The sequence below is a fragment of the Aeromonas sp. R2-2 genome (assembly GCF_040908355.1).
GTDB classification, from domain to species: domain Bacteria; phylum Pseudomonadota; class Gammaproteobacteria; order Enterobacterales; family Aeromonadaceae; genus Aeromonas; species Aeromonas veronii.
Window position 1 is genome coordinate 199,371 of record NZ_JBFODQ010000059.1, and the last position, 25,135, is coordinate 224,505.

At 57.1% G+C, this 25,135-nt stretch carries 23 protein-coding genes and 1 riboswitch; of the genes, 9 read left to right on the plus strand and 14 right to left on the minus strand.

The window, feature by feature from the left end; translation table 11 throughout:
- Positions 1–104: 104 nt before the first annotated feature.
- On the plus strand, positions 105–1,340 hold the full coding sequence (locus AB5Z09_RS11915; protein WP_368195374.1) for a transcriptional regulator: 1,236 nt from the start codon (positions 105–107) through the stop codon (positions 1,338–1,340).
- A gap of 2 nt (positions 1,341–1,342) precedes the next feature.
- On the opposite strand, the gene AB5Z09_RS11920 is transcribed toward AB5Z09_RS11915, so the two are convergent.
- The 6 genes from AB5Z09_RS11920 to AB5Z09_RS11945 all read right to left on the minus strand — a co-directional run bounded on the left by AB5Z09_RS11920 (position 1,343) and on the right by AB5Z09_RS11945 (position 7,315).
- The gene (locus tag AB5Z09_RS11920; RefSeq protein ID WP_043826024.1) at positions 1,343–1,894 is read right to left on the minus strand and encodes a fimbrial protein; all 552 of its coding nucleotides are present in this window, start codon (positions 1,892–1,894) and stop codon (positions 1,343–1,345) included.
- Between the two features lie 11 nt (positions 1,895–1,905).
- Entirely contained in the window at positions 1,906–2,934 is a 1,029-nt protein-coding gene (locus AB5Z09_RS11925) for a fimbrial protein (protein WP_043826022.1), read from the minus strand.
- 5 nt (positions 2,935–2,939) lie between these two features.
- A complete protein-coding gene (locus AB5Z09_RS11930) occupies positions 2,940–3,671 on the minus strand; it encodes a molecular chaperone (protein WP_019445470.1) in 732 nt (243 codons plus the stop codon).
- 10 nt (positions 3,672–3,681) lie between these two features.
- A complete protein-coding gene (locus tag AB5Z09_RS11935; protein ID WP_368195375.1) occupies positions 3,682–6,216 on the minus strand; it encodes a fimbria/pilus outer membrane usher protein in 2,535 nt (844 codons plus the stop codon).
- Between the two features lie 67 nt (positions 6,217–6,283).
- On the minus strand, positions 6,284–6,673 hold the full coding sequence (locus AB5Z09_RS11940) for a hypothetical protein (RefSeq protein WP_019445468.1): 390 nt from the start codon (positions 6,671–6,673) through the stop codon (positions 6,284–6,286).
- Between the two features lie 99 nt (positions 6,674–6,772).
- On the minus strand, positions 6,773–7,315 hold the full coding sequence (locus AB5Z09_RS11945; protein ID WP_149152124.1) for a fimbrial protein: 543 nt from the start codon (positions 7,313–7,315) through the stop codon (positions 6,773–6,775).
- 864 nt (positions 7,316–8,179) lie between these two features.
- Positions 8,180–8,266, plus strand: a riboswitch (cyclic di-GMP riboswitch).
- A gap of 91 nt (positions 8,267–8,357) precedes the next feature.
- On the opposite strand from AB5Z09_RS11945, the gene AB5Z09_RS11950 reads away from it, so the two are divergent.
- The 3 genes from AB5Z09_RS11950 (at position 8,358) to AB5Z09_RS11960 (ending at position 13,045) form a co-directional block, all read left to right on the plus strand.
- Positions 8,358–8,675: a hypothetical protein gene (locus tag AB5Z09_RS11950; protein ID WP_005354947.1), complete on the plus strand. Its 318-nt coding sequence runs from the start codon at positions 8,358–8,360 to the stop codon at positions 8,673–8,675.
- 475 nt (positions 8,676–9,150) lie between these two features.
- A complete protein-coding gene (locus AB5Z09_RS11955; RefSeq protein ID WP_368195376.1) occupies positions 9,151–11,910 on the plus strand; it encodes a collagenase in 2,760 nt (919 codons plus the stop codon).
- 187 nt (positions 11,911–12,097) lie between these two features.
- Positions 12,098–13,045, plus strand: coding sequence for a vancomycin high temperature exclusion protein (locus AB5Z09_RS11960; protein WP_139747954.1), 948 nt, complete (start codon positions 12,098–12,100; stop codon positions 13,043–13,045).
- 84 nt (positions 13,046–13,129) lie between these two features.
- Here the strand turns inward: AB5Z09_RS11960 and AB5Z09_RS11965 are convergent, their stop codons facing one another.
- From AB5Z09_RS11965 to AB5Z09_RS11975, 3 genes are all read right to left on the minus strand, one after another.
- Positions 13,130–13,744 (minus strand): superoxide dismutase, encoded by a 615-nt coding sequence (locus tag AB5Z09_RS11965; RefSeq protein WP_368195377.1) that lies wholly within the window; start codon positions 13,742–13,744, stop codon positions 13,130–13,132.
- A 17-nt stretch (positions 13,745–13,761) separates the two neighbouring features.
- Positions 13,762–14,241 carry a hypothetical protein gene (locus AB5Z09_RS11970; RefSeq protein WP_368195378.1) on the minus strand — a complete coding sequence of 160 codons (480 nt, stop codon included), beginning with the start codon at positions 14,239–14,241 and terminating at the stop codon, positions 13,762–13,764.
- A 175-nt stretch (positions 14,242–14,416) separates the two neighbouring features.
- Positions 14,417–15,433, minus strand: a complete 1,017-nt coding sequence (locus tag AB5Z09_RS11975; RefSeq protein ID WP_005335957.1) for a chemotaxis protein — start codon at positions 15,431–15,433, stop codon at positions 14,417–14,419.
- A 201-nt stretch (positions 15,434–15,634) separates the two neighbouring features.
- On the opposite strand from AB5Z09_RS11975, the gene AB5Z09_RS11980 reads away from it, so the two are divergent.
- Complete coding sequence (locus AB5Z09_RS11980) at positions 15,635–16,354, plus strand: SDR family NAD(P)-dependent oxidoreductase (protein WP_368195379.1); 720 nt, start codon at positions 15,635–15,637, stop codon at positions 16,352–16,354.
- Here the strand turns inward: AB5Z09_RS11980 and AB5Z09_RS11985 are convergent.
- Complete coding sequence (locus AB5Z09_RS11985) at positions 16,341–18,407, minus strand: tRNA(Met) cytidine acetyltransferase TmcA (protein WP_368195380.1); 2,067 nt, start codon at positions 18,405–18,407, stop codon at positions 16,341–16,343. The genes AB5Z09_RS11980 and AB5Z09_RS11985 overlap by 14 nt on opposite strands.
- Entirely contained in the window at positions 18,404–18,715 is a 312-nt protein-coding gene (locus AB5Z09_RS11990; RefSeq protein WP_005354958.1) for an HlyU family transcriptional regulator, read from the minus strand. The genes AB5Z09_RS11985 and AB5Z09_RS11990 overlap by 4 nt, the downstream gene beginning before the upstream one ends.
- Before the next feature lie 136 nt (positions 18,716–18,851).
- Here AB5Z09_RS11990 and AB5Z09_RS11995 point away from each other — a divergent pair, with 136 nt between their 5' ends.
- From AB5Z09_RS11995 to AB5Z09_RS12005, 3 genes are all read left to right on the plus strand, one after another.
- Positions 18,852–19,058: a bacterioferritin-associated ferredoxin gene (locus AB5Z09_RS11995; protein WP_043826011.1), complete on the plus strand. Its 207-nt coding sequence runs from the start codon at positions 18,852–18,854 to the stop codon at positions 19,056–19,058.
- Between the two features lie 144 nt (positions 19,059–19,202).
- Positions 19,203–19,679 (plus strand): bacterioferritin, encoded by a 477-nt coding sequence (bfr, locus tag AB5Z09_RS12000; RefSeq protein ID WP_005354959.1) that lies wholly within the window; start codon positions 19,203–19,205, stop codon positions 19,677–19,679.
- Between the two features lie 171 nt (positions 19,680–19,850).
- Positions 19,851–20,309 (plus strand): methylglyoxal synthase, encoded by a 459-nt coding sequence (locus AB5Z09_RS12005; RefSeq protein ID WP_005363178.1) that lies wholly within the window; start codon positions 19,851–19,853, stop codon positions 20,307–20,309.
- Positions 20,310–20,398: 89 nt separating this feature from the next.
- Here AB5Z09_RS12005 and AB5Z09_RS12010 read toward each other — a convergent pair whose 3' ends face one another.
- Together AB5Z09_RS12010 and AB5Z09_RS12015 are read right to left on the minus strand one after the other, a co-directional pair.
- Positions 20,399–21,550 (minus strand): iron-containing alcohol dehydrogenase, encoded by a 1,152-nt coding sequence (locus tag AB5Z09_RS12010; protein ID WP_368195381.1) that lies wholly within the window; start codon positions 21,548–21,550, stop codon positions 20,399–20,401.
- A 143-nt stretch (positions 21,551–21,693) separates the two neighbouring features.
- Positions 21,694–22,149: a hypothetical protein gene (locus AB5Z09_RS12015; RefSeq protein WP_033115559.1), complete on the minus strand. Its 456-nt coding sequence runs from the start codon at positions 22,147–22,149 to the stop codon at positions 21,694–21,696.
- A 474-nt stretch (positions 22,150–22,623) separates the two neighbouring features.
- Here AB5Z09_RS12015 and AB5Z09_RS12020 point away from each other — a divergent pair, with 474 nt between their 5' ends.
- Complete coding sequence (locus tag AB5Z09_RS12020) at positions 22,624–24,096, plus strand: C69 family dipeptidase (protein ID WP_368195382.1); 1,473 nt, start codon at positions 22,624–22,626, stop codon at positions 24,094–24,096.
- A 47-nt stretch (positions 24,097–24,143) separates the two neighbouring features.
- Here the strand turns inward: AB5Z09_RS12020 and AB5Z09_RS12025 are convergent.
- A partial coding sequence (locus AB5Z09_RS12025; RefSeq protein WP_368195206.1) for an IS4 family transposase occupies positions 24,144–25,135 on the minus strand: 992 nt, incomplete at its 5' end.

The following is a 25,135-nucleotide window of genomic DNA, read 5'->3' on the forward strand; positions in this document are numbered from 1 at the left end:
GAAAGCTAACCATATGATAATAAAAGAAATTGACGATTTATCATTATTTGAACAAAGACTGCGTGGTGGTAAAATGCTCTCCTTGGCAGTAAGACGAGTCACACATGAGTAACAGAATTTATAAAATTGCAGAGGATATCTTTTTCTCCGCTGCAATATTCCGAATCTCGAAAGGGGACAAGGACATCAAGCTCAGCAACAAGGAAGCCGAGCTACTCGAAATGCTGTGTGATGAGGCAGGCACTGTCATTCCAAGAAGCAAACTGCAGGATGCCTTGTGGCCAAATCAGGACAATACCGATACCAATTTGAACCGGCAGATACTCTCGTTGAGAAGAAAGCTGGAATCCTTCGGCTTAATGGATGCGATCGATACCATTCCACGGGTTGGCTATATGTTTTGTGCTCCGATTGAGCTCGCTGGGGAAAGTGAAGAGCCAGCACCAGCGGAAGAAATTCAAGCGTCGACGCCTTCCCCTGCACCTCAAGCCAGGCGGCAATATACTCGCCGCAAATATGACCGATATTTCAGCCCAAAGCGTATTTTGCTGTTTGCATTGCTGCTGGTCTCGCTGACTTCACTAGCCCTCGTCATTTATAACTATGCGACAGCAAATACACTACGCACTATCAATTTAGGTCAGATTTCTCTCTATATGACCAGCGAGACGGAAAAAGCTCTGAATGTGAAAATAGATTCACTGACGCCCTTGATAAAACCTGTTTCACGTAAAGCTGATGAGCAGATTTCAATTCTGGTTGGAAAAGAAGCCATCAGCTATTTTTCCATCAACAATAGCAGCAGGAAATTATCCGAAAATATCTTCCTGTTGCGTAGCGGTCACCCTGTGGCCGAAGAAGTTCAATGCGTTATCACAACCATGAACCAGCAGGAAAATAATGTTTACAACAACTATTACAATAATCAAGAAACCACAGTCAGATATCACAGAGATTGTCAGGCACCAGACAACTGGGTAGAAATGACCAGAAAGAGTAAATATATTGTGACCATGAACAGAGAAATAGTAGTGGCCACCGTGATAGCCACTGACAATCAGGGAAAGACGCTGTTCAATCTGGATTCTGTTGGGGATCTGGAGCGGGATAATGGCGATATTTCGGTTGAGATAAAAAATACCATTGTCAATTTCATTGACCAGCAGGCGCTGACCAATAACGCTCTGGTCGCCACTCTGGTCGCGGCGCTAACGCCCCCCAAACAAAAAGCCAAGTTCATTCAATTGCCCGGAGGTATTTACCTTTCCAGTTATCTAGGTGGCGTCATCACCTGGCCTAGCCATGGCAATACAAAAGTCATCCAGCGCAACGACTTCTGAGTTTACTCATAAGCAACAATGAAATTGGCGACGGCAGAATAGTCGCCAGGCTGGATGTTCTTGGCGGTCAATGCCGCCGGATGTCCTTCAACCCTGGCAAAAAATTGCAGATCATTATCTGCCGCACCACCTAGCAGATAGCCGCGGGAGGCACTACCCAAATTCAGAGGTGATTGGGCCACGTCATACAGGCGGATGCCTGCCCCCTTGGCAATCCCAGCCGTGAATGCCAATCCGCCGCTTAGTTCGGTATCCTGCGAGCCAGTAAAGGTCACCTTGGCCATGCGGAAAATACCCGGCTTGCAATTGGTCAGACGAATGGAGAACGGCACTAGCTCCGCGACTCCGTTGGCATAGAGTTCCTTCACATCAACTACCCCCATCTCGACCTCCTGATCAAGGGATTCAGGAGAAACCACACAGGGCTGATCGATGATCCTGCCATGGAGATGGACCGTATTGCCAAGCAATTCCAGATCATTGCTGGCACGGGGGGCTGCCGTTACCCCCAACAACGGGTACAGCACCAAGCCTATCCACAATGTCCGTAGCATAAAACATCTCCTCATTGGAACTCGGCAACGATGGTGGCTGTCGCATAGAAATCGCCCGCCGGAATATCTGCACCTGTCGGGGTTACCGGTGCAGCGATAAAGCCCCAATCACCGATATTTCCCTGCATGGAAACCGGATAGAAGGTATTCAATTTCAGCTGAGAACCATCCAGCTGTTTGAATTTTATCCCTAAATCGGAAATAACATTTCCACCTTGATAGCCATCCCGAGTTGTCCGCAGATAGTCTTGACTGAAAGAGGTTGGTTTTCCAGAAATACCAAGATTGATCTTCAAAGCATCCCCTTCGAAAACACCACCACGGCATTGAAATGTCAGAGGAACCGTCTTTTCAAAGTTATTTCCATCCAATCCCGATCCCGGCAAATCACCAAACTCTACTTCAATAGTCTGCCCACCATTGATCACGCACTCTTCTGGTACATATAAAATTGCAGATGTAATCGTAATCCTAGACATTGGCAAACTATTAAAGTCTGTCGTTGTAGCCCCTAGACGACCATACATCTCTACAACTTGACGATCTGATATTTGCACACCATTAATTATTTGTTTTCTCACGCGAAAAGTTACCTTTCCACGGCTACCGCTTTCGAAATTATTTATTCTTGTCTCTTTCCCTTTAGTACAAGAGTAATTTGGGTAATCGTTACTTTCATTCGGGAATGGGGCTGTAACAAATTTTTTCTTCCAACCGGCTATCCAAATTTCGACTTTCATATCCAAAAAGTCATTCAGTTTTACAAAACCATCACCAGCTTGAGGCAAGCCATCTGTCATTGTTGCTTTATAGTACACTGGAGATTGTGGAATGCTTCTATCTGGGCAGGTAACGATACCTGAGTATTGCCCTCCCAAATTCCACTCAAATGCCTTGGTAGTAAAACCAGGTCTGTTTTGAATGTCAGCCTTGTCCAACGATATATAGTAATCATGAGTTGGGTTAGGCGTCACATAGCCATTTGCCAATGCCGTTCCTGCCAACAGCATAAGACTTGAACAGAAGATGGAACGTAGCATAAGGCTTACTCGCTCTTCACGGCTTTACAGGCATTACCTGTGCACTGGTATTTGATATCCATATATCCGCCGTAGTCATTGACGTAACTGATCACAAATTCATTACCCAGTGCTTCCGGGATGGTGACCGTCTGCTCTGACTTGGGGGCAACCATAAAGGCGGAGAAACCCTTGATGGTGGTCCGCTCCTTGCCCTGTGGATGACCTAGGCCCACGTAGGTGATGTAGTAAGGGGTCGGGTTGTTGACCTTGAGGGCTTTGCCCTGCTTGGTGATCAGCACCTGATCCTGCCAGACGGCTCCACGCTCCGGCAGAATAGCCTCGGGGCGGTAGAACAGCTTGATCTTGGACTGCACGGCAATCTGCATCACGTTGCTCTTCTCGCTCTTGGGCGGGATCTCGCGCAGGTTGAAGTAGTAGATGGACTCACGATCCTTGGGCAAGCTGTCGATGGCCGGCACACTGGCGATGCGCACGATGGACTTCTGGTTGGCATCCACCCGCTGTACCGGCGGCAGCACCACGAAGGGAGAAGAGATCTTCTGGCCTTGGGCATCTTCAATCCAGGCCTGCGCCAAGTAGGGCAGCTTCTGGTTCTCGTTCTTGATGTTGAGGCTGATGGACTTTGCGCCGCCCGGATAAACGGCACGAGTACGATCCAGCACAATGGCGGCACTGACGTTGAGTGAGGTCATGCCAAGCGCAGCCAGACAGATATAAGAGAGCAGCTTTTTCATCGGTATCCCATTACTTGCAAGTGAGAGTCTTCATCGACAGATCGGTTACTTGTTGCGGCGCCACTATCTTGCACTGGCGGGCCCCGCCCCAGGAGAGTTCAAACGCTTCATTCGGTTTCACCCCGGTCAGATAGACCAGGCCATCTTCATCCACCACCGAGAGCACACGGCCGGAATCCTTGACGACGGTGGCACCAAACGGCGGCACTGAGCCATCGGGTAGTCTGACATTGGCCAGCAGCTTGAACCCTTCCGCAATTTCGAAGGCATTATACCCAATTGCGCCCTCGGTCAGGGTCCCCTGCTTGATGGCGTTCATCGCATCGATGTCGTCGCTCAGCTGATCCACATCGACCCGGGTGTCGCTCTTGCGATAGTCGGTCATGTCGCTGATCACCGCGACGCCAAAGCGGTTGGTCACGGCGCGGCCATTGTTGAAAGAGACGCCGGAGGTATTATCGGTATCCACCATCATACGGGTACCGCCACGACGAGTCGCCTGGTGCAGGGCTGCACCGTGCTGGGTCGCCGTCAGACCGCCACGCAGGCTGGCACCAACCGAGGTGTATTCGCTCTGCACGCTGTTGGCATTGAGACTGACCGCTCCGATGTCGCTGTTGTGGTTGTAGTAACCCCGCGCCACGGCGTGGCCATTGCTCTGCACGCCCGCCCCCAACTGATAGGTATCATCCGGTCGACTGTAGTCCTGATAGGTGGCCAGGTGAGTCACCTTGCCGTTGGAGGACTGTACGCTGTATCCCGCGCTCTTTCTGTCCCCTATTGGCACGCTGAGGGTCAACATGACGCTCTTGTCATCCTCGTAGTTCTCGGTCTTGGTCTTGTAGGCCGACACATAGACGGAAACATCCTTGAAGCTGCCGATGTTCACGTTCTTGTTGATAGTGAGGCCGTAGCGATCCTCTGCCTCGTGATCCCAGTAGGTTCTGTGGGTGTAGTCCAGATAAACAGTCAGCGCCTTGGCTGCATCCTCCGCCCAGAAGGTCTTGTTGGCGGTGATGGTGTAGAGCTCCTTGTCACCCCAGGTATTGTAATCATCGCTCGAGGTCGTAGTGTTGTTCTCCAACCGATCCTTGTTATTGAGGAACTGCGACATGGTCATGAAGTCATGTTGGGAGAAGCGATAACCCGCGAAGGTGATCGAGCTGTTGTATTCATCAAACTGCTTGGCGTAGTTCACCCGTACCGACTGGCCAATCTTGGTCGACAGGCCCGGCAACTTGGCGATGGACTGGGTCAGGTCGGCGGAAATAGCGCCGAAGGTATAGAGATCACGACCGATACCCAATCCCATGGAGTTGTATTCACCCGCAATCAGGCTGCCGCCGTATAGTGACCAGGAGTTCGCCACCCCCCAAGAGAAATCACCGGTCACAAAGGCAGGGCCGTGCACATCGTGCACCGAATCCGTCTGTTCGGAAGGTGCACCAACCGCCAGGTTGTATCGGACATAGCCAGGGCGAGTCAGGTAGGGAACGGTTGCCGTGTCTACCTGGAACGAATTGACACTGCCATCTTGCTCCTCTACCCGCACATCAAGGCGGCCGCGCACCGAGCTGTCCAGCCCCTGGATGCGAAACGGGCCCGCCGGCACGTTGGTTTCATAGATGATCCGGCCGGACTGGGAGATAGTGACCTTGGCGTTGGTCTTGGCAATACCGCTCACTTCCGGCGCATAACCCTGCAGACTAGGCGGCAGCATGCGCTCGTCATTGGCCAGGTTGACGCCGGTATAGCGGAAACCATCGATTAACTGGGAGTTGAGCTGCTGCTCACCCACTGTCAGCTTGGCGGCCATGTTCGGCAGCGGACGATAGGCGTAGATACGGTTCAACTCGGTCGATGTCCGCTCATTGTCGCCCCAGTAAGAGCTGGCCTGATAGTCACCCCGCAGACGCCAGGCGCCATAGTTGAACCCCAGCGTACCATAGCTGCTGATGTTGCGATTGGAGTAACCATCGCCTTCGTTGACCTGGGCATTGATGTTGTAATCAAGCATCATCCCCGGGATCCCTTCATCCCATTGTTCGGGTGGAATCCAGTTGGGATCGCTGTACTTCATCCACGCCTGAGGGATGGCAATGCGCAGCAAGCCGTTACCGATATCGTTCGAGATCACTACGCCGTCCAGCGCCAACAGGTTGGCACACTGGCCATCGTGCCAGGTATCGATCTTGGCGATGGCCTCGTCGGTCAGCGCCAGCTTGGGGATCACGTCTTGCGGCAGGCAGGCTACCCCACCCTTTCCCTTGCCAGTATCGCTCTCGTAGAAAGGGATTTTCTGCAGGGGCAGCTTGTTCTTGTTGACCTCGATCTCGAGGTAGTAGTCGCCGGGCAGGATGTAGCCTTCGTCGGCAAACTGGGAGAGGTCGATCTTGGTCCGCTCATCCAGATCGAGCGCATCAATATTAAACTCCGTTTCTGCCCATGCGTGATTTGCCACCGCCATCAGGCCGGGCACGCATAGCATAAAAGCCATTTTTGAATAATGTTTTTTTCTCACAGAGTCTGATGTTGAAACGCTCATATTTTCACTCTAGGAATTGCATAAAGGTCTCACGTAATGAGGTATCTACACTAAGCAATTGGTTTGCTTACATATAATTGAGTTCTAACAGCGTCGTACTGTCCGGAAAAAACAGCTGACTGCTGATGAGCCCCAAATTGAATTCCAGATCACTGTTGACGATATCCGAGACAATAAAGCGCTCACCGGATACCTTGTGATATTGGCCGTTATTGAGAATGCCCAGCTCATCGCTCATGGCACCACGCACGGACATGGAAATAAAAGGCAGTGATGCCACCGTCGCCCCGTCAACCTGACAACCGCTGATTTTCAACGTACCCGGTTGCTGAGCCTGCAGCGGAATGCTGCGCAGCACCTTCAGCGTACAGCCCGATTCGGCTAGTCCATCCGTGAGTTCGTTGGCGTGGACTGATCCCGCCATCATCACCAGCTGCAGCACCATGGCCGCCATCATTGAAGTTTTCATGATTAGGGTTCGATGTGAGGAAACAGAATGTGTGAAGTTGTGGTGGCTCGCACCACCACAACCCTTGTCACACGTTAAGGCACTCTATTACTCGTAGGAGAGAGTAAAGTTGGTCACTGCAGTGAAAGCACCGGCTTTCAGCGGGTTGGTGTCTTGTTTTGCATAGCCTTTCAGCACGGCGCTGAACGGCAGTTCGTTATCACCATTAACCAGGGTAAAGGCTGAAGTCGGAGTACCCAGCACGATCGGAGCACCACCCGGAGCGGTCATCTTGATACCGGCACCAGCGGCTTGACCACCACCGATCACCAGCAGGCTGGAATCTACCGGGTCTTTGGCACCGCTGAAAGTCACCTTGACAGCATCTTCGGCGTCGGAGATTTCACAGTTCAGCAGCTTGATGCTGAACGGCTTGGAGTTGGACTCACCACCGTTAGCCAGCTCTTTGGTGCTGATCTGGCCCATTTCAACTACCTGGTCAACAGACTCAGGGGCTACAGAGCAAGGAGCGTTGATGATTTCACCGTTAAAAGTGACTTTACCGGAACCGGCACCACCAGCAGCAAAAGCGGAGCCGCACAGCAGCATGGAACCAACACCCATAGCAACCAGAATCTTATTAGCTTTCATTCGTTTATACCTACATTAACGTGTGTTGTACTGCATCACTCCAATCATGCTGGAGTCACGATATTAAGTGATGCCGCGATATACTGCACAGCAACTGTTGGCGCTCGTCTCTCATTAAGCCGATGAGAAGTCATGCCAATAATAAACTGTGCCTCTTCAGGTTTATTTAAATAAGCAAAAGCAGCACACCGCATCAGGGGTAGTTCCCGCTACACCTCAACTGCACAACTACATACGTCCTTGTCGTCTGTGCAGAAAGCCGCATTCCGCTTTTGCTTGATGAACAAATTAACGACTCGTTTGATGCACATCAAATACATTTTGATTTGTATAAATTTTTTTATAAACACATAAAAAACAATGAGTTAATGCAACAATAAAACATAAAGCGAGATCATGAAATAAATAAAGTTCATATAAAGGACATCTATTGTAATATTGTCAGACTATGAATTTAAAGTCGCACACAAAACTCCAACAAAAACACAACAAAGATAACCTATCTATTTTTGACAATAGTTATCAACCACTTCATGAATCGCCCCCTAAAGAGGTAATCAGGTAATCAGGTAATCAGGTAATCAGGTAATCAGGTAATCAGGTAATCAGGTAATCAGGTAATCAGGTAATCAGGTAATCAGGTAATCAAATTAGTGGCAGCCCACACATAAATATACATCTACTACATTACATATTAATCATAGATATGACGCGCTAATATAGAGGTTTGCCCGCAATATTCACAGGCAAGATTTGAGATAAAAAAATAAATATACGTTATTAATTATGCAGACTAACTGTGATCCATCTCTCATGATTTTTAAGCCGATTGATTTCTCAAAGTGGAGTGTTATCATCTAGACATAGAGTAAAGGGCAAACCGATCGAAAGGTCGGGACGCAAAGCCACCGGTCTAAGGGTTTTGATACCTAAGACAGCGGAGCTGCCATCTGAGAAGAGTGATGTTATTGCCGATTTATGGCATTACTCTTTGATTGCGTTGCCCTTTTCGTACAACACCTGTGACGAAAAGGACATTGATATGAAAGCTCAACACACCGCCTCCCGTTTAGTTCGCAAGACAGTTTTCTCTGTATGCACCTCCTTGCTGCTTGGTACCGCCTTGTTGCCATCCACCGCTTCTGCGGCTGATGGCTCAGTGACGTTTACTGGCACTATCTATGAATCTCCATGTGATTTTTCTGACAGCAGCGTGACCTGCTATTCAGGCATGAACAAGCAAACCATGCCTTTGGCTCACTTGCAGCAAGCCGGTCAAATCAGCTCAATTAGCAGCACTATCAGCTACAAAGTGACCAATGCCAGCAACATGGCGATCGTGACTGTCAGCTATCTCTGATGACTCATCTGTAGTGACGGTGAAATTGGCGCGAAACAGATGAGCAGGTGGTGTTGAAAGCAACTCTTATCAGGTCGCCTGTGCTACCCATACAGGCCAGGCGGCCAATATCTTTTCATCCCGCCTCCCCACGAACAAATAGCTGGCTTTGCTGATTGAGTCACCAGTCATCATCCGCCCAGATAATGTGGCTTAAGCCATAGGGACATCTCGCTTTTCCTGGTCAATTGCTGCATGTCTCGTGTTGATTAAATGAGATCTGACACGCACTTTACACAACTAACAACTTCTTCAATAAAGTCGCATGTGAGCCCTCACTACGGCAGCAGGAGTTCAAAAACAGCAAGCATATAAATCAACGCTATACCATTGATTTATATGTCATTTAAAAAATCATTGATATTCCTTTGAGTCTCTGTAAATTGCCTTGCGATTACTCGCAAGACAATACACAAACAAGAACAAAGGGATAAAAATGAACCGTTCAGGTACCGGGTGGCTGCTGCTGGCAGGCCCCCTGCTTTTGGCTACATCCTCGGCGCAAGCCAACTACTCCCCCAATGACTGGCGACAGTATCAGCTGACTGGCGAATCGAGCCGGCAACTGGCTGCGCGCATCACCGAGATCACCTACGAGCTCAAGGCGCGCAGCAGTAACGCCCCCTATCAGCAGCTCAGGGTCTACCGTCGCTTCGACTGGCAGAGCAGCGATCTCGCCGCACTGGCCGAACAGCAGTGTGGCGAGCCGCAGCTCAAGGTAGATGCGGGCTGGCAGATCCGCTTCGTACGCTGTGAAGATCGGATTCCGGCGGGCAAGCTGATCCCGGCCAGCAGTTATGACTTCGGTTATGGCCTCAAGCAGGGTCGCTGGGAGCAGCTGGCGGGCACGCCGACCGCCCAGCGGCAGGATCGTCTGCCGCTGCCGCAAGCCATCATCCTGGGTCAGAGCGAAAGGGAGCTGGATCGCTGCGAACTCAACGCGCAGGGCCGCTGCGCCGAGTCGGAGTGGCACTATCAGCCGCAGGATTGGCAGCAGTTGCAGGTACTTGAAGAGACCCCGAGTGAACGGGATGGCCGGTTGGAGCAGATCTTTTTCCGTCTGCAACCGGTGGCAGGTAGTCAGGCTGCCGCTCAGGTCAGCGAGATCCACGTCTGGCGCCGCTATCAGTGGCAGCTGGATCAGCTCACGCCTCAGCAGGAGTGTGATGAGCCGCAGGAGCGCAAGGAGGGGAGCAACACCATCCGCTATCGCATCTGCCGTCAGGTGATCCCCGCTGGCAGCGAGGTTCAGGTAACGCTGCAAGATAGCGGCTACCAATACCCGGTCGCTGGCGGCGAGTGGCAACCCCTGCCAGAGAGCAAAGAGTGGCAGGAGAGTCGGGTGCTCAATCGCCCCATCGTGCTGGCCAGCAAGGAGGAGCAGCTGGAGTGCCGCCGTGCCAATGGTCGTCTCTGCTCCGAGCCCGAGCAGCCCGATGTGGATCTGCTCGACAGCGATGCCGCCAAACTGGTGGCCGACGTGAGCGGCCAGAACAGCCCTGCTTGGCAGGCGGATTACGGCCACGATGACGCCAAGCTGATGGCGGTGGTGCGCGGCATGCGTGCTCTGCTGGCGGCCAACCAGCCGACCCATCCGGCAATGGACAAGCTGCTCTACTATGTGCGCGCCCACAACTACCATGGCGGCGTTGGCAAAGAGAGTGATCAGGCCGCCCGGGCTCTGGCCGGGGTGATGATTGATCTGCTCAACCACCCATTGCTGCTGGGAGCTGAACCACAGGATCAGGCTGGCACAGTGCTGGAAGCCTGGAGCGTGGCAGCGCAGGGCCAACTTGGCCAAGCCGCCTTCCGCCAGAGTGCCGCCCCCATGCTGGCCCAGCTTAACCAGGCGCTCGGCTATGCGGTGCAACATGCGGCACAGATCAATGGCCACAAACCCTGGGCCGATGGCCTGTTCGAGCTGCTCAATCTGGTCGATCAGAGCGCCTCTTACGGTCAGCAGGCCGACTTCAGCGCAGCTGTGCTGCAACAGGAAGCGGCATTGCGCCAGAGCCTGCTGCAACTGGGCCTGAGCGAGCTGGCCCTCTGGAAACAGCGCGATGGCTCACGGGATCTGTTTATCTTCAACAACATCCTCGATGCCCACAGCCGCCTCTACCAGATGATGCGCTACCTCCATCACACCAGCCCGGATAAGGCGATCGCCTACCGCCAACAGCTGGATCGCGATGTCATCGCCATCATGCGCCAGCAGGGGCTGATCCCGGGTGGCCAACATCCGGCCGCCATGCTGGAAGAGGTCTCCCTGACCCTCTCCAGCTACTACCTCACCTACACGGATCGCACCAGCGAAGCCTGTGTCAGCGGCGAGTTCGCCGGGCTTTGTACCCCGATCCGCATGGAAGATATTCTGCCGTTCGAGCACACTTGCTCACCCACCCTGCGTCTGCGCGCCCAGGATCTGACTCAGGCTCAGGCCGAAGGGATCTGCCGCGAGCTGGGTGATGAAGAGCAGCGCTTCCACCAGCAGATGGAGACTGGCTGGCAACCGGTGGCCGATGATCACAACGAAGCGCTGGAACTGGTGATCTTCAACTCCTCCGCCGACTGGGGCCGCTACGGCAGCGCGCTGTTTGGCGTCTCCACCGACAATGGCGGCATCTATATCGAGGGGGATCCGGCTCGCCCCGGCAATCAGGCCCGCTTCTTCGCCTATGAGGCGGAGTGGAAACGCCCTGCCTTCCAGGTGTGGAACCTGCGCCACGAGTACGTTCACTATCTCGACGGCCGCTTCAACCAGTACGGCAGCTTCGGCCGCTATCCGCTCAACCGCACCACTTGGTGGGCCGAGGGGGTTGCAGAGTACATCGCCCACGGCCAGTGCTTTGCCCGGGGTCTGGATAACGTGGCAAACCGCCCCGCCAACCAGCGCCCGACACTGGCGGCTATCCTCCACCTTGACTACGAGCAGGGTGGCGAGATGGTCTACTCCTGGTCCTATACCGTGCACCGCTTCCTCAACGATACCGGTCGCGGCGCCAGCTGGCTGGCGCTGGCACAGGCGCTGCGCAATCCGGATCGGCAGCAGGCGATGAGCGATTTCGAAGGGGAGCTGGACCGGCTGATCGCCAACGACAGCGACGCCTATCAGGCGTGGCTCGCCCGGGATCTGCTGCCCTGGTGGCAAGCCAACAAGGAGTCAGACGCCTGCAAGGGTAACGACTCCGCCCACTGATAAACCTTCACCTACCAGAGGGGCTGCCACCGCAGCCCCTCGCTTTATCCTCCCGCTCTCCCGGCCTCTGCTGCGACAACCTCTGCCCGAATGAGGTGCCCGCCCGTTATCAAGCCTGACGCCAGCGGCCGAGTTGTAATAGAATGCCGATAGCCACTCCCAACTTCAGACCCTGACCGCACCGCGCATGAAGAAGTTTGCCAAGATCCTCCTCGCCTGCCTCGTTTTGCTGCTGGCCCTGATTGCCATGCTGCTGGGCTACAGCGAGTGGATCGTCTCGGATGCCCGTCACTACACCTACGATCAGGTGGACAAGGTGCCCTACAACCGGGTTGCGGTGGTGCTGGGTACCTCCAAATATCTCTCTGGTGGCGGCCCCAACCACTACTTCAAATACCGCATCAAGGCGGCGGCCGAGCTCTACAACAATGCCAAGGTGGACTTCATCATCGTCTCCGGTGACAACGCTACCGTGCAGTACAACGAGCCGCGCCAGATGCGCCGCGCCCTGATCAAGGCGGGCATCCCCGCCTCCGCCATCTATATGGATTTCGCCGGATTCCGCACCCTCGACTCTGTGGTTCGCGCCAAGGAGGTGTTCGGCCAGGAGCGCTTTACCGTGGTCTCCCAAGGCTTTCATAACGAGCGGGCCATTTTCATCGCTCGCCATTTCGGTATCGATGCGGTCGGCTTCAATGCCGAGGATCCCAGCGCCTATCAGGGGATCCGCACCCGGGTGCGGGAAGTCTTTGCCCGCCTGATGGGGCTGCTCGACCTCTATGTACTGGACAAGGGGCCCAAGTTCCTCGGGGCACCGGTCCCCATCGGTCTGCCTGTGCCTTGCCAGTCACTGAGCACCATCGGCAGCCTGCAACCCTGCCTCAAACAGCCCAAACCGGCGGTGGATGAGGCCAAGCCAGCGGCAGTCTCTGCCGCGGTTGCCACCGAGTCGGCTACTCCATCTGCCTCGGCCGCGACAGCACAACTCAACCCTGCTGTATCCGCTGCGGCAACGACTGAGCCGGTCACTCCCGCCAAATCCGCGGCAGAAACCGCCGCCGAGATGCCCAGCGCGGCCTTGCCCACATTACCGATGACCCCTTCAGCCGCCAGCGTCAGCACTGCCACACCATAAACAGACGACCCGCCAACTGGCGGGTCTTGTTATTACAGCGCAGGTTGTGGCAGTGAGCCTGTACACCCATTCCAAGTGGCCAAGTCAGCCTCTCGCCGCTTGATAGCGGCGCGCCACTTCGGCCCAATCCACCACCTGATAGAAGGCTGCGATATAGTCAGGACGCTTGTTCTGGTACTTGAGATAGTAGGCGTGCTCCCACACATCCAGCCCCAGGATCGGGGTATGGCCATGCATCAGGGGGCTATCCTGATTGGCACAGCTCTCCACCTGCAATCTGCCCGCCTTGTCCACCACCAGCCAGGCCCAGCCGCTACCAAAGCGGCTCAGGGCCGCCTGAGTGAAGGCCTGCTTGAAGGCATCGAATCCCCCCAATTCCCGCTCGATGGCAAGAGCCAGCTCACCGCCCGGCTCACCGCCCCCCTGCGGGCTCATCACCAGCCAGAACAGGGAGTGATTGGCATGGCCGCCACCATGGTTGCGTACCGCCCCCTGCAGGGCGGTTGGCAGGGTGTCGAAGCGGCGCAGCAGCTCCTCTACCGGCAGTACGGCCAGCTCGGGCGATCCTTCCAGCGCTGCGTTGAGGTTGTTGATATAGGTCTGGTGATGACGGCTGTGGTGGATCTCCATGGTCATTGCATCGATATGGGGTTCCAGTGCGTCGTAGGCATAGTTCAGGGCTGGCAGGGTATGGCTCATGATGACCTCTGTTCGGATTAATGGAGCCGGGATGAGGGCTCGCTCTGACACAGGCAGTGACCGAGCGAACGCATGATCCCGGCGTGGCTACCGTGGCGCTGTACGAACGTCAGCAACTCGGCACGGGTTGTGCGGGTATGGCGCAAAGCAGCCTCTCGCAGGCGAGAGGAGCATGCGGGGGAGTGACAGGTCGCCAGCATGCAGTCGTGCACATAGCAGAGCAGGTCGGCGGCGCGATCGGGCAGGGTCATGGCCACCAGCAGATCCGCCAGATTGTGGTGAGCCACGACCAGCGCCGCCACCGCCTCATCGGCGTCATGCCACTGCACCAACTGCTGACGAGCCAGCCAGAGCGCCTGCTGATAATGGGCCAGCGCCTGATGATACTCGCCGCAATCAAACAGCCGATTACCCTCTCGGGTCTGCTGTTTCCAGTGACTCATGCTGCTGCCACCTTCGGTCGACTCGACCCACCCCTTCACCCAGGTTGCTGTCATATGCTTCACACCAACAAATGATAATAATTATCATTACATGAATCATATCCGGGAGACAAGGGGCGTCGGGATCGCAGCAAACAGCCAAAACAGCGCGGCCACTCCTTGGCAAGGAGTGGCCGCTTGAGGCAACCGGTCAGTGGATCCGACCGGCCAATGGCAAGTTAATGGCAGGTCAGATGTTGTTGGCGGGCGAAGGCGGGGCTATTCCCAGCAGCATGTGATCCATCATCCCCACCATGCGCCCTATCTCGGGCTTGGTGATGGTATCGTTGGCCCCCAGTTGCAGCGCTTTCTGACGGTTGTCATCGCTCATCAGGGAGGAGAACATCACGATGGGCATCTCCTTGTAAGAGGGGGTATCCCGCAGTCGCTTGAGCAGGTGCATGCCATCCATGCGCGGCATCTCCACATCGGTGATCACCGCGTTGACAAAGCCGGTCACCGGCATCCTCTCCTCCTGGGCCAGACGATCGAAATCCGTCATCATCTCCAGCCCCTCTCCCCCATCCTTGGCCGTGATCACGTTGTAGCCAGCGGTGCGCAGGGTGGTTTCGATCATCTTGCGGATAAAGGCCGAGTCATCCACCACCAGAATGGTCTTGCCCTGACGCAGTGCCATCATGCGATCGTCGATGAGCACCTTGCGGTCCTGAGTGACGTCGTACTTCTCCATGCTGAGCTCGGGGTTGATATCGGCGATGATCTTCTCGAAATCGAGGATCATGATGAGGTTGCCATCGCGCCTGACCACGGCCACCACGCAGTCGTTCTCCCCCGCTTCCAGAAACTGGCTGGGGGACTCCACATCCTCCCAGGAGACCCGATGGATCCTGCTGACGCTATCGATCAGGAAGCCGTTGGCCATCTTGTTGAAGTCGGTGACGATCACCACCTTGTGGCTGGGGTCAGGGTTGGTCTTGATGCCGAGCCAGCCCGCCAGATCTACCAGCGGGATAAGGCGATCCCGCAGGGAGAATACCCCCACCATATGACGCTGGGCATTGGGGTAATCGGTTGTCTCCGGCACCCGGATCACCTCGCGTACCTTGGCGACGTTGATCCCGTAATAAGCGGTTTTTTCACGACCGTCCGGTAGCTGCTTCTTGAGGTGAAACTCGATGATCTCAAGCTCGTTGGTGCCACTTTCGGTCAGGATAGATTTACGCTCTTCCCCATCTTTGGACATCATGGTGACTCTCATTCTGGTTGCGCGGGCAGCAGACCGCTGCGGTTTTCCTTCAGTATAGGAATGGAATTCACCCAACGGCTCGGATCTCGGCAAGATTGCAGCCTTAACCGCTTGATCCCGCAGGCTGGCACGATCGTATCTGCCAATCAGGACAACATTGGCAGATGGAGAAATCCATCATGTACTCACAAGGAGCCTGAGATGAGTGAAGGTATCGTCGTGATTGGCGCTTCTGGCGGGATCGGGGCGGCTCTGGTGACACACTGGTTGGCGGCGGGTGTTGGGCCAGTGATTGCCATCAGTCGTCAGCCCGCACCAGCAGGAGCCTCTTCGCCAGCCCTGCACTGGCTATGTTGTGATTACAGCGATGAGCAAATGACAGAAGTGGTGGCCCGCATAGCTGAGTTAGCACCAAGACCGCATCGGGTGGTGATCTGTAACGGCATCCTGCATCAGGGGGAGATCCAGCCAGAGAAGCGGCTCGAAGCAATCAATCTCGATGCCATGACCCGCCTCTACCAGACCAGTGCCTTGCTGCCGGTGCGCTGGATCAGCCAGTTGTTACCGCTGTTTGGCCGCGAGCCTTGCACTCTGGCCGTTCTCAGCGCTCGTGTCGGCAGCATTGGCGACAACCGAGCGGGCGGCTGGTATGGCTATCGTGCATCCAAGGCCGCCCTCAACATGCTGCTCAGGTGTGCCGCCATCGAGCTGGCCCGGCGGGCCCCAGGCATCAAATTGCTGGCCTTCCATCCCGGCACAGTGGATACCCCACTCTCCCGCCCGTTTCACGCCAATGTACCGCTAGGAAATGTGCAGAGTCCCGAGCTGGTAGCCGACCATCTGATTAACCTGATGAACCGGCTGCCACCGGATGGCGAGCTGAGCTTTCTCGACTGGCAGGGTAAACCTATCGAGTGGTAGAGGAACTCAAGAGACGCGCCAGCAGCGCCCGCAACCTCTTGATCACGGCGGGCTTGCCCGCCAGTTGCAACCTCACAGCCAGTCTTCCCCAGTCGGCATATTGCCAGATGGCTGCGATCAGCAGATAACGCTCGTCAGGAGTCAGTGAAGCCAGCACAGCCAGATGGCGTGCCAGCCATAACTGCAAGCTCGACTGGCTCAGTTCGAACGGCTTGTGATGCAGGGCAAAGCATTCAATCTCGTCGCGCTCGAACTCGCCAAGCTCCGCTGCGGTAGCGGTACTGCCTTGCAGACATTGCCATACCAGCTCGGGATCCAGCTCGCTCAACTCACCAGCCAGCAGGGTCGGCAACTGGCGAATGAAACGCTGCTGCCACTGATCCAGCTCGGGATCATGCTCGGGTTTCAGCGCCTTTAGCAGCAGGGCTGCGTGGCAGCCGCTGGTGGCATCCCGTTGCAGACCAATGCGCAGCACCGTCAGTCCTGCCTTGCGCCAGAAGGGGAGCAGGTCGGCGCTGGCCGAAAAGGCAGAACCGAGGTAATCGATCCCCGCCTGACGATAATGTTCTTCAAGCCTGACAAGCAGCAGCGAACCCAGTCCGTGCCGGTGCAGCTCGGGGTGGATGGCGATACGCATCACCCGGGCGTAGCTGCGCCCCCCCGCCGTTTTGAAACCGGCATGAGCCAGCAGCGACTGGGGCAGCAGATGGCCGCGCGGACGGCGGCGACCAGCCCAGATCGCCTCGGCCAGCTCGGGCTCTATCCCCCCTTCCCTCGCCACCAGCGCCACTCCCAGCAGGCTCGCATCCTGCTCCAGCAGATGGATGTCGAGATCCGGGCTCTCCAGCAGGGATCTGAGATCGCTCGGCGTGGTCTGGTAGTGAGCCAGCACCAGCAGGCCGAACAGCTGGTTGAGCAACGCCTCGTCGCTGGCCAGCGTCTCCTGACTGACCAGACGCCAGCTCGGGCTGGTCGGCGGCAAGGGAGTTGCCACTTCGGCATTGAGGCCGAGCAGGCGGAAAATCAGCGGCTCCAGCGGATCGCGCTCACTCCAGCGAATGGGCTCAGAGAGGTGGATCTCCTGCCACTCCGGGGTCTGACTATCGAGCACCCGCTTGAAGCGCAGGTGAAAACCACGCCCCGTCCCCTCGTAACCGTGCTCGGTGGTGGCAAACACAATCCGGCTGTGGCGGGCCAGCATGGCCTCGAGCAGCGGGGTCGGAATGGCGGCCGCTTCATCCACCAGCAGCAGATCGGGATTCATCGCATCGTGCACCAGCCGATCTGGCGAACAGTAGCTCAGCCCGGTCAGTTGTTCTGGCGTGGTATCAAGCCCGCGGGCGGCGTGGGCAAACAGGGTCGCCACCGTCGCCTGCGAGGGGGCCGTCACCACTATGTTCAGCGAGGGTTGCTGGCGCAGCAGCTCGGCGGCGGCCAGTCCCAGCAAGGCACTCTTGCCACGACCGCGGTCAGCGCTCAGCACCAGCGGCCGACGGCGATGACCGTGCAACACCTTGTGGATGGTGGGCAGTGCCCGTGTCTGATCGCAGCTCAGCATGCGCTCCAGCCCAATCGGTTGCCACGGCTGCGAGCAAAGCGGCGGCACCAGAGAGAGGGCAGGATCACCTACCAGCAACCGCACCAGCCGGGCGATAAAACCGTGACCGGCCCGGCTCGCCTCTTCCGGCTGGGCCACCAGCCGGATCCGGTCAGGATCCGGCCATGCGGGCCAGCTCTCTCTGGGCGGCGTCAGCAGCAACAGCAAGCCACCGGCGCACAGAGTACCCGCCAGCGCCCCGAAGGCATCGGGATGAAAGCCGCTAAAGGCATTGAACACCAGCGTGTCGCACTCCTGACCGAGCCGCTGCAGCGCCTTGGCGGCGGGTTGCGGGGCATAGCACTCGGGCCCGGCGCCCAGCCAGAAGACAGTCTCGCCGAGCAGGGATTGGGCGCGGGCAATGCAGTCGGCCTCCTCCCCCTCCAGCCAGATAAGACGCCGCTCACCGGCGCGGGCCAGCGCCTCGCGTAGCAGGGTGACCTCTTGCAGTGTCATGAAGCTTGGCTGTCCGCCGGTTTGCGGGGCTCGAACATGCGATCTCCCATCTGATCGATAAAGGTGTGGGCCTTCTGCACCATGAAACGCTCGGCATCGGCCGGATTGGCAAACAGATCGGAGCGGATGAAACGGTGGGTTTGCAGCACGCCGTCCAACTCCTTGGTGATGCGCCCTGCCAGTCGGTACTGCCCCCCTTCCGCCATGGGCTCCGGATAGATGAGATAGCCAGCATATTCGGTGGGAGTGACTTCCGGCGCCTTGGTCGGCTCGCCCCCGAACAGGGCGCTGAACAGTTTCTTGAGCATGGTGATCTCCTCTGGTTGCCAGCATTGTCCCCAAGGGGTTGCACAGTGGCAAGCAGGGGATCTTATTACCAATGGTTATTTGCACTACGAACCATTCTCATTTAGATTTCATCTCATTCCACAAGAGGTGACCATCATGTACGTCTGTTTGTGCCGCGGCATCACAGATACCCAGATCCGCAAAGCGGTGCAGTCAGGTAAAAGCGAATTCCGCCAGCTCAAGCAGTCGCTCGAGGTGGGCGCCCAATGTGGCAAATGCGTGCGCATGACCATGGAGATTATCGCCACCGAACTCGACAAGATGGAGCAGGAGCAACCCGTGCTCTACTACGAAGTGGCCTGATCCGGACACCTCTTTTCTGATGCGACCCGCCAACAGGGTCACCCCTTTTCTCAGGCGAGCTGGCTCGCCAGACCTCTTGTTGTCACTTTTCTGGACTAAGCTCTAACGATCGAAGCCTCAGGCACGAACCAAGGAGCACTGTCGATGAAAGGAGATCCCAAGATCATTGCCCACCTCAACAAGGTGCTGGCCAATGAGCTGATTGCCATCAACCAATACTTCCTGCATGCCCGCATCTACGATGACTGGGGCCTCAAGGCGCTCGGGCACAAGGAGTATCACGAGTCTATCGATGAGATGAAACACGCCGACGAGCTGGTCAAGCGCGTGCTGTTTCTCGAAGGGCTGCCCAATTTGCAGGATCTGGGCAAGCTGCGCATCGGCGAGACCGTCGAAGAGATGCTGCGCTGCGACCTTTCGCTGGAGATGGATGCCATCCCCGACCTCAAGGTAGCCATCGCCTACGCCGAGTCGGTGCAGGACTACATCAGCCGCGACCTGTTCCAGGAGATCCTGGAAGATGAAGAGGAGCATGTGGACTGGCTGGAGACCCAGCTCGATCTTATCGATCGCATCGGGCTGGAGAACTACCAGCAGTCGCAACTGCACCACGGCTCCTGAGCCAGCAGGTCAGCAAGCAAAGAGACCCGCCAGCGCGGGTCTCTTCATTTGAGCAGCCATGACCCGAAAACTTTTCGACAGGATCACAGTTAATACGCCCGACACAGCATCTGTCATGGCTTTCGATTAGGATACGACTCTCTTCCAATAACAATGCTACGGACGATTTCCATGGAACAGATTGCACGCGAGATGGCGCCCCACAAACGGGTGGCACTGGTGGCTCACGACAACATGAAGACCCCTCTGCTGAACTGGGTGATGCGCCGCAAGGAGGAGCTCAAGCTCCACCATCTCTATGCGACCGGCACCACCGGCACCATGCTCGGCAAGAAGGCGCAGCTGCCCATCACCTGCCTCTTCTCCGGCCCCATGGGGGGCGACCAGCAGCTCGGCGCCCTGATCGCCGAAGGGAAGATCGACGTGCTGATCTTCTTCTGGGATCCCCTCAATGCGGTGCCGCACGATCCGGACGTGAAGGCGCTGCTGCGCCTCGCGGCAGTCTGGAACATCCCGGTCGCCACCAACGAGGCGACCGCCGATTTCATCATGGACAGCCCCCATATGCGGCAGGCGTTCAGCGTACAGATCCCGGATTACGCCGGTTATCTCAAGGCGCGCACCGAGTGATCGGCTAACCCGTCATGCAAGAGGGCCGCAACAAGCGGCCCTCTTTAATTGGGAAAATGAATCAGCCAGGGACACAAACCGGCGCCGGCTTATAGCGCGCGGGCGAGAATGCGCGCGACCTGATCCGGGTCGATATCCTGCTGCTCACCGAGCGCGGTGCGCCCCACCCGCTTGAGGTTGGAGCAGACCGCCGGAATGCAGCTTTCGCTGAGGCCATAGTCGGCAAGCCGGGTACCCAATCCCATCTGCTGGAAGAACTGCTCGGTGCGGATGATCGCCTCTTCGATGCGCAGGGCATAATCCTCGCGGCTGGAGTGCCACACCCGCTCGGCAAACTGGGCCAGCTTCTCCTGCTTCTGCGCTGCCCGTTCTCGCAGCAGGGCGGGGAGCACCACTGCCAGACTCTGGCCGTGGTCGAGCCCGTAAAGCGCCGTCAGCTGATGGCCGATGGCGTGGGAGGCCCAATCCTGCGGCACCCCGCAACCGATAAGGCCGTTGAGCGCCAGACTGGCCGCCCACATCAGATTGGCCCGCACCTGATAGTTGGTCGGCTCCGCCAGCGCCTTGGGGCCGTTCTCCACCAGCACCTGCAGCAGCCCCTCCGCCAGTCTGTCCTGCACCTCGCCCCCCACCGGAAAGGTGAGGTACTGCTCGGCGATATGGACAAAGGCATCCACCACGCCATTGCCGGTCTGACGCGGCGGCAGACTGTAGGTGGTGGTCGGGTCGAGCACCGCAAACTGCGGCTGCACCAGCGGGCTTCTGAAGGAGATCTTCACATCCCCCCGGCTCACTACCGAGGTGGGATTGCTCTCGGAGCCGGTCGCCGGCAGGGTCAGCACGCAGCCCATCGGCAGCGCCTTGTGCACGCTCGCCTGTTTGCCGCAGATATCCCAGGGATCATCCCCCTCGTAGCAGGCGGCGGCAGCGACAAACTTGGTGCCATCGACCACGGAGCCGCCACCGACCGCCAGCAGGAAGTCGATACGCTCGCGCTTCACCAGCGCCACCGCCTCCATCAACAACTCGAATCTGGGGTTGGCGCCGATGCCGGAAAACTCCTGCCACGTCACCCCCTCCAGCGCCCGGGTCAACTGCTCATACACCCCGTTCTGCTTGATGCTGCCGCCACCGTAGAGCACCAGCAGCCGGCTGCCGGGCGGGATCAGATCGGGCAGGCAGGCGATCTGCCCCTCACCGAAACAGATGCGGGTCGGATTGGCATATTGGAAGTTGTACACGGCGGACTCCTCGACTGGCTCAATGCGCGGACATTGTGCGCCTGTGGGGAGGTGAGGTCAAAATAGGTGGCAGAAGCTTGCCCATCGGCGGTCGACACTGGCCCATCGGTGTCGACCGGGTAGCGAGCACAACTGTGGCAGGATCAGGCGGTTTTGGCCTCATCTTTGGATGAGCTCTTCTTGCCGGTCAGGCGATCCATCGCCTCCTTGAGCATTGCATCTTTCTGCTCGTTGAGCGGCTTGCTCTGCTCCGCCCGCTCTTCCGGGGTCAGCTTCTTGTTATCGGCGATAGCCTTGAGCTTGTCTTCTATCTCGTTGAATTTCTTGCGATCAAACCCGAGCGCCTTGTCCACCAACTGCTGTACCACGCCCCCCTTGTCGGAGCTCATATCGAGTGCGGGCGGCAGCTTGCTGTTCTTGGCCAGATGTTCGTAGGTCAGCACCTGCTGGGCCTGACCGGTCATGCGCTGGGTGGAGAGGCTGACCATCTCCTCCCAGCCACCACCCTGACCGCCGCTACTGGCACTGTTGAGGGTGGCGAGGGCGCGGTTGTTGGAGGCGCTCTGGGCAAGCTGCTGGCTGTAGGGTTTGATATCCATGGGGGCTCCAATTCAGTGCGCATCTGCGGCAATGGGCACAGGCTGATCCGGTCACATGGGGCGTCAGGCCCCACCATTATCAATTAAACCAGCAAGTTACAGGCCAACTTGTCAGATGTTGCAAGATCCCGCGCTATGGTGGATCTCACCACGCCCCACACGCAAGGCTGGCGTCAGAATCATGACTCATCTGCTGCCGGCTCTCGCTGTTTTGGCACATTTCGCCGTCCACGCGCCACGACGCCAGAGAAAAGTCAGGAACAGCAGCTCGATCACAAAACAAACAACCACTCAGGAATACAATTTTGGCGCACATCACAACCAGCCAGCCGTGTCATGGATGATCTGTTCGAAAAACCAATAACAGGCAGACCAATCTGCCGTGCTCACTCCGCTGCCAGTTCGGAGCTGCAGCCTCCCCACACCTCATCACCTCGTCTGACTCTCACTCACCGCAACCCTTCGGGTACACCTATGAAAAAACACACCTTGAGTCTTCTCTCTGCCACCCTGCTCACCCTGCTTGGCACCAGTGCCGACGCCTGTACCGGCCTTATCGTCGGCAAGGGGGCCAGCGCCGATGGCAGCGTGATGATCGCCAGAAACGAGGATTTTGGCGTCAACAACTGGAATAAGTACCTCGCCTTCCGGCCCGCGCAGCAGAACGAGGGCAAGGCCTGGAAACTGGGTAACGGGCTGGAAGTGCCGATGCCCAAGGCGTTCTTAGCCTACTCCGCCATCCACGACTGGGATGCCACCACCAGCGATCCGGCAGGCAAATATTATGAAGAGCGCGGCATCAACGAGTTCAACGTCGCCATTTCGGCCACCACCAGTGCCGAGGTCAACGACAAGGCCCAAAAAGCCGATCCGCTGATCGAGAAGGGAGTGATTGAAGCCATCATCCCCACCCTGATCCTGCCGCAGGCCAAAACGGCCAAAGAGGGGGTCGAGCTGCTCGGCCGCTATGTGGAGCAATATGGTGCTGGTGAGGGCAACAGCCTCTATCTGGCAGATGTGAACGAAGCCTGGCTGATGGAGATCGGCTCCGGCCACCACTGGATCGCGGTGCGGGTGCCGGACGACAGCTACGCCATGGTGGCCAACGGCCTGCGCATCCACGGCGTCAATCTCGACAGCGCCGATGTGCTGCACTCGCCCAAGCTGCTGGAGTTTGTACGCGAACACAAACTGCTGGATAACGCCGACCCGAAAGAGTTCAACTTCGCCAAGGCGTTCGGGGTCATCGCTGACCCGTATAACGTGGATCGGGAGTGGCTCGGCCAGAAAATGCTGACCGCCAGCCACCCGCAGCCGACCCGGCAGGCGCAATATCCGCTCTTTATGAAACCGGATGCCCCCATCGCCGTGCCGGACGTGGCCAGGCTGCTGAGCGCCACCTATGACGGCACGCCGCTGGCGGGCAAGGCGGAGCGGCCGATCCGCATCGATCGCCAGCTCGAATCCCACGTCATCCAGCTGCGCAAGGAGATGCCCAAAGAGCTGCAGGGATTGATCTGGCAGAGCTACGGCGTGCTGGCCGAATCTGTGATGGTGCCGCTCTACAACACCCTGGAGTCCTACCCCCTGCCCTATCGCACCGGTAGCGACAGCTACTCCGATGATTCCGCCTACTGGCAGTTCCGCAGCCTGACCGCGCTGGCCAGCGCTGATCCGGACAAGTACCTGCCGCTGCTGCGCGGCGTCTGGAACAAGGAGAGCAGCAAGCTTTACAAGGAGATGGCGCTGCTCGACAAGAGCCTGAAGCAGGCCTACGCCAGCGACAAGGCTACCGCCATCGGGCTGGCCGCCGACTACTCCTATGGCCAGTTGGAGCAGACCTATCAGATGGCCAAAACGCTGCGCTACAAACTGATGACGGATCTCACCAAGCGTACCGAGAAGAAGTATTCGCCGGAGGAGTTCAAGAAGATCATGAGCCTGTGACCGGCTCGCCAACGCAAAGAGGCTCCCAAGGGAGTAATGCCAGTCAGTTAAGCCTGACTGGCATTGTTTTTATTGGCTTTTTTCACGGCATACTTCTGCGGCTTCGCCTTCACACTGCGGGGGTAACTTCGCTCCCTTCGTTCCGGCAGCACAAACTGGCCCGCTTGTTTCTCCAGGTCAGCTACCCGCTTCGGGATAGTACCCGGTGATAGGTACGGCATGCAGCTCAGTTCATGGATAAGATAGACCGACGCCATGTGAAAACTCAGCTGGCTCGCCGTGTATCCCTTCAGACTTGCCGCCATCTTTACCATCTGGCTGCGCAGCAGATTGTACGCCAGCAACACCCCCCACAGCTCCTGCCGTATACCCGCCGCCTTCTTGCTGCGCAAGGTCAGCCGGTGCTCTTGCAGGCTGTGCTTCATCTCCCGATAGCCCAACTCGATTTCCCAGCGATGGCTGTAGAGCTCGACAATATCGGCGCTCGGAAAGCGCATCGGGTCGACCATTGAGGTCAATACTTGGCGCTCCTTGCCGCTGATGTTGCGGGTCAGCAAACGGGCTTCCACCGTGTCCGGCAGTTGCGGCCACTTCTTGCGTGCCTGTGGACTGGTCTTGAGCTGCACCAGGGCATCCTGACGCCCCAGCTTGCGCACCACCTCGTATTGCGTGCCCTTTTTGAGTGGCAGCAGCCAGTGCCGCTCGCTGCCAGTGGTTTGCCAGGCGTGGAGCAGACCGAGAGAGTAAAACCCCTTGTCGAACAGAGTTAGCGAGTGGTCTGGTGTGTGCGCGACAAGCTGCTCGGCCAACACCATCTCGTTGACGGCGCAGCTCTCCATGACCGCCTGAACAAGCAGGTGGCTGGTCAGCTCCATCTGGCAGAGCATGCGTGCCTGCGGATAAGCGGTCTCCCCATGCTGAGTACCGGGCTTGGCAAAGGCAGCGGCATTGTCCGGGGTATCGGGTGTGCGCCACATCACGCCATCGACGGCGAGCAGTTGCAGCCCGGCCCAGCCGGGATGATTGGCCTGCTGGTGCC

Coding starts and splice junctions, on each gene's coding strand:
- AB5Z09_RS11915 (WP_368195374.1), top strand. CDS start 105: ATGAGTAACAGAATTTATAAAATTGCAGAGGATATCTTTTTCTCCGCT.
- AB5Z09_RS11920 (WP_043826024.1), bottom strand. CDS start 1,894: ATGCTACGGACATTGTGGATAGGCTTGGTGCTGTACCCGTTGTTGGGG.
- AB5Z09_RS11925 (WP_043826022.1), bottom strand. CDS start 2,934: ATGCTACGTTCCATCTTCTGTTCAAGTCTTATGCTGTTGGCAGGAACG.
- AB5Z09_RS11930 (WP_019445470.1), bottom strand. CDS start 3,671: ATGAAAAAGCTGCTCTCTTATATCTGTCTGGCTGCGCTTGGCATGACC.
- AB5Z09_RS11935 (WP_368195375.1), bottom strand. CDS start 6,216: ATGAGCGTTTCAACATCAGACTCTGTGAGAAAAAAACATTATTCAAAA.
- AB5Z09_RS11940 (WP_019445468.1), bottom strand. CDS start 6,673: ATGATGGCGGCCATGGTGCTGCAGCTGGTGATGATGGCGGGATCAGTC.
- AB5Z09_RS11945 (WP_149152124.1), bottom strand. CDS start 7,315: ATGAAAGCTAATAAGATTCTGGTTGCTATGGGTGTTGGTTCCATGCTG.
- AB5Z09_RS11950 (WP_005354947.1), top strand. CDS start 8,358: ATGAAAGCTCAACACACCGCCTCCCGTTTAGTTCGCAAGACAGTTTTC.
- AB5Z09_RS11955 (WP_368195376.1), top strand. CDS start 9,151: ATGAACCGTTCAGGTACCGGGTGGCTGCTGCTGGCAGGCCCCCTGCTT.
- AB5Z09_RS11960 (WP_139747954.1), top strand. CDS start 12,098: ATGAAGAAGTTTGCCAAGATCCTCCTCGCCTGCCTCGTTTTGCTGCTG.
- AB5Z09_RS11965 (WP_368195377.1), bottom strand. CDS start 13,744: ATGAGCCATACCCTGCCAGCCCTGAACTATGCCTACGACGCACTGGAA.
- AB5Z09_RS11970 (WP_368195378.1), bottom strand. CDS start 14,241: ATGACAGCAACCTGGGTGAAGGGGTGGGTCGAGTCGACCGAAGGTGGC.
- AB5Z09_RS11975 (WP_005335957.1), bottom strand. CDS start 15,433: ATGATGTCCAAAGATGGGGAAGAGCGTAAATCTATCCTGACCGAAAGT.
- AB5Z09_RS11980 (WP_368195379.1), top strand. CDS start 15,635: ATGAGTGAAGGTATCGTCGTGATTGGCGCTTCTGGCGGGATCGGGGCG.
- AB5Z09_RS11985 (WP_368195380.1), bottom strand. CDS start 18,407: ATGACACTGCAAGAGGTCACCCTGCTACGCGAGGCGCTGGCCCGCGCC.
- AB5Z09_RS11990 (WP_005354958.1), bottom strand. CDS start 18,715: ATGCTCAAGAAACTGTTCAGCGCCCTGTTCGGGGGCGAGCCGACCAAG.
- AB5Z09_RS11995 (WP_043826011.1), top strand. CDS start 18,852: ATGTACGTCTGTTTGTGCCGCGGCATCACAGATACCCAGATCCGCAAA.
- bfr (WP_005354959.1), top strand. CDS start 19,203: ATGAAAGGAGATCCCAAGATCATTGCCCACCTCAACAAGGTGCTGGCC.
- AB5Z09_RS12005 (WP_005363178.1), top strand. CDS start 19,851: ATGGAACAGATTGCACGCGAGATGGCGCCCCACAAACGGGTGGCACTG.
- AB5Z09_RS12015 (WP_033115559.1), bottom strand. CDS start 22,149: ATGGATATCAAACCCTACAGCCAGCAGCTTGCCCAGAGCGCCTCCAAC.
- AB5Z09_RS12020 (WP_368195382.1), top strand. CDS start 22,624: ATGAAAAAACACACCTTGAGTCTTCTCTCTGCCACCCTGCTCACCCTG.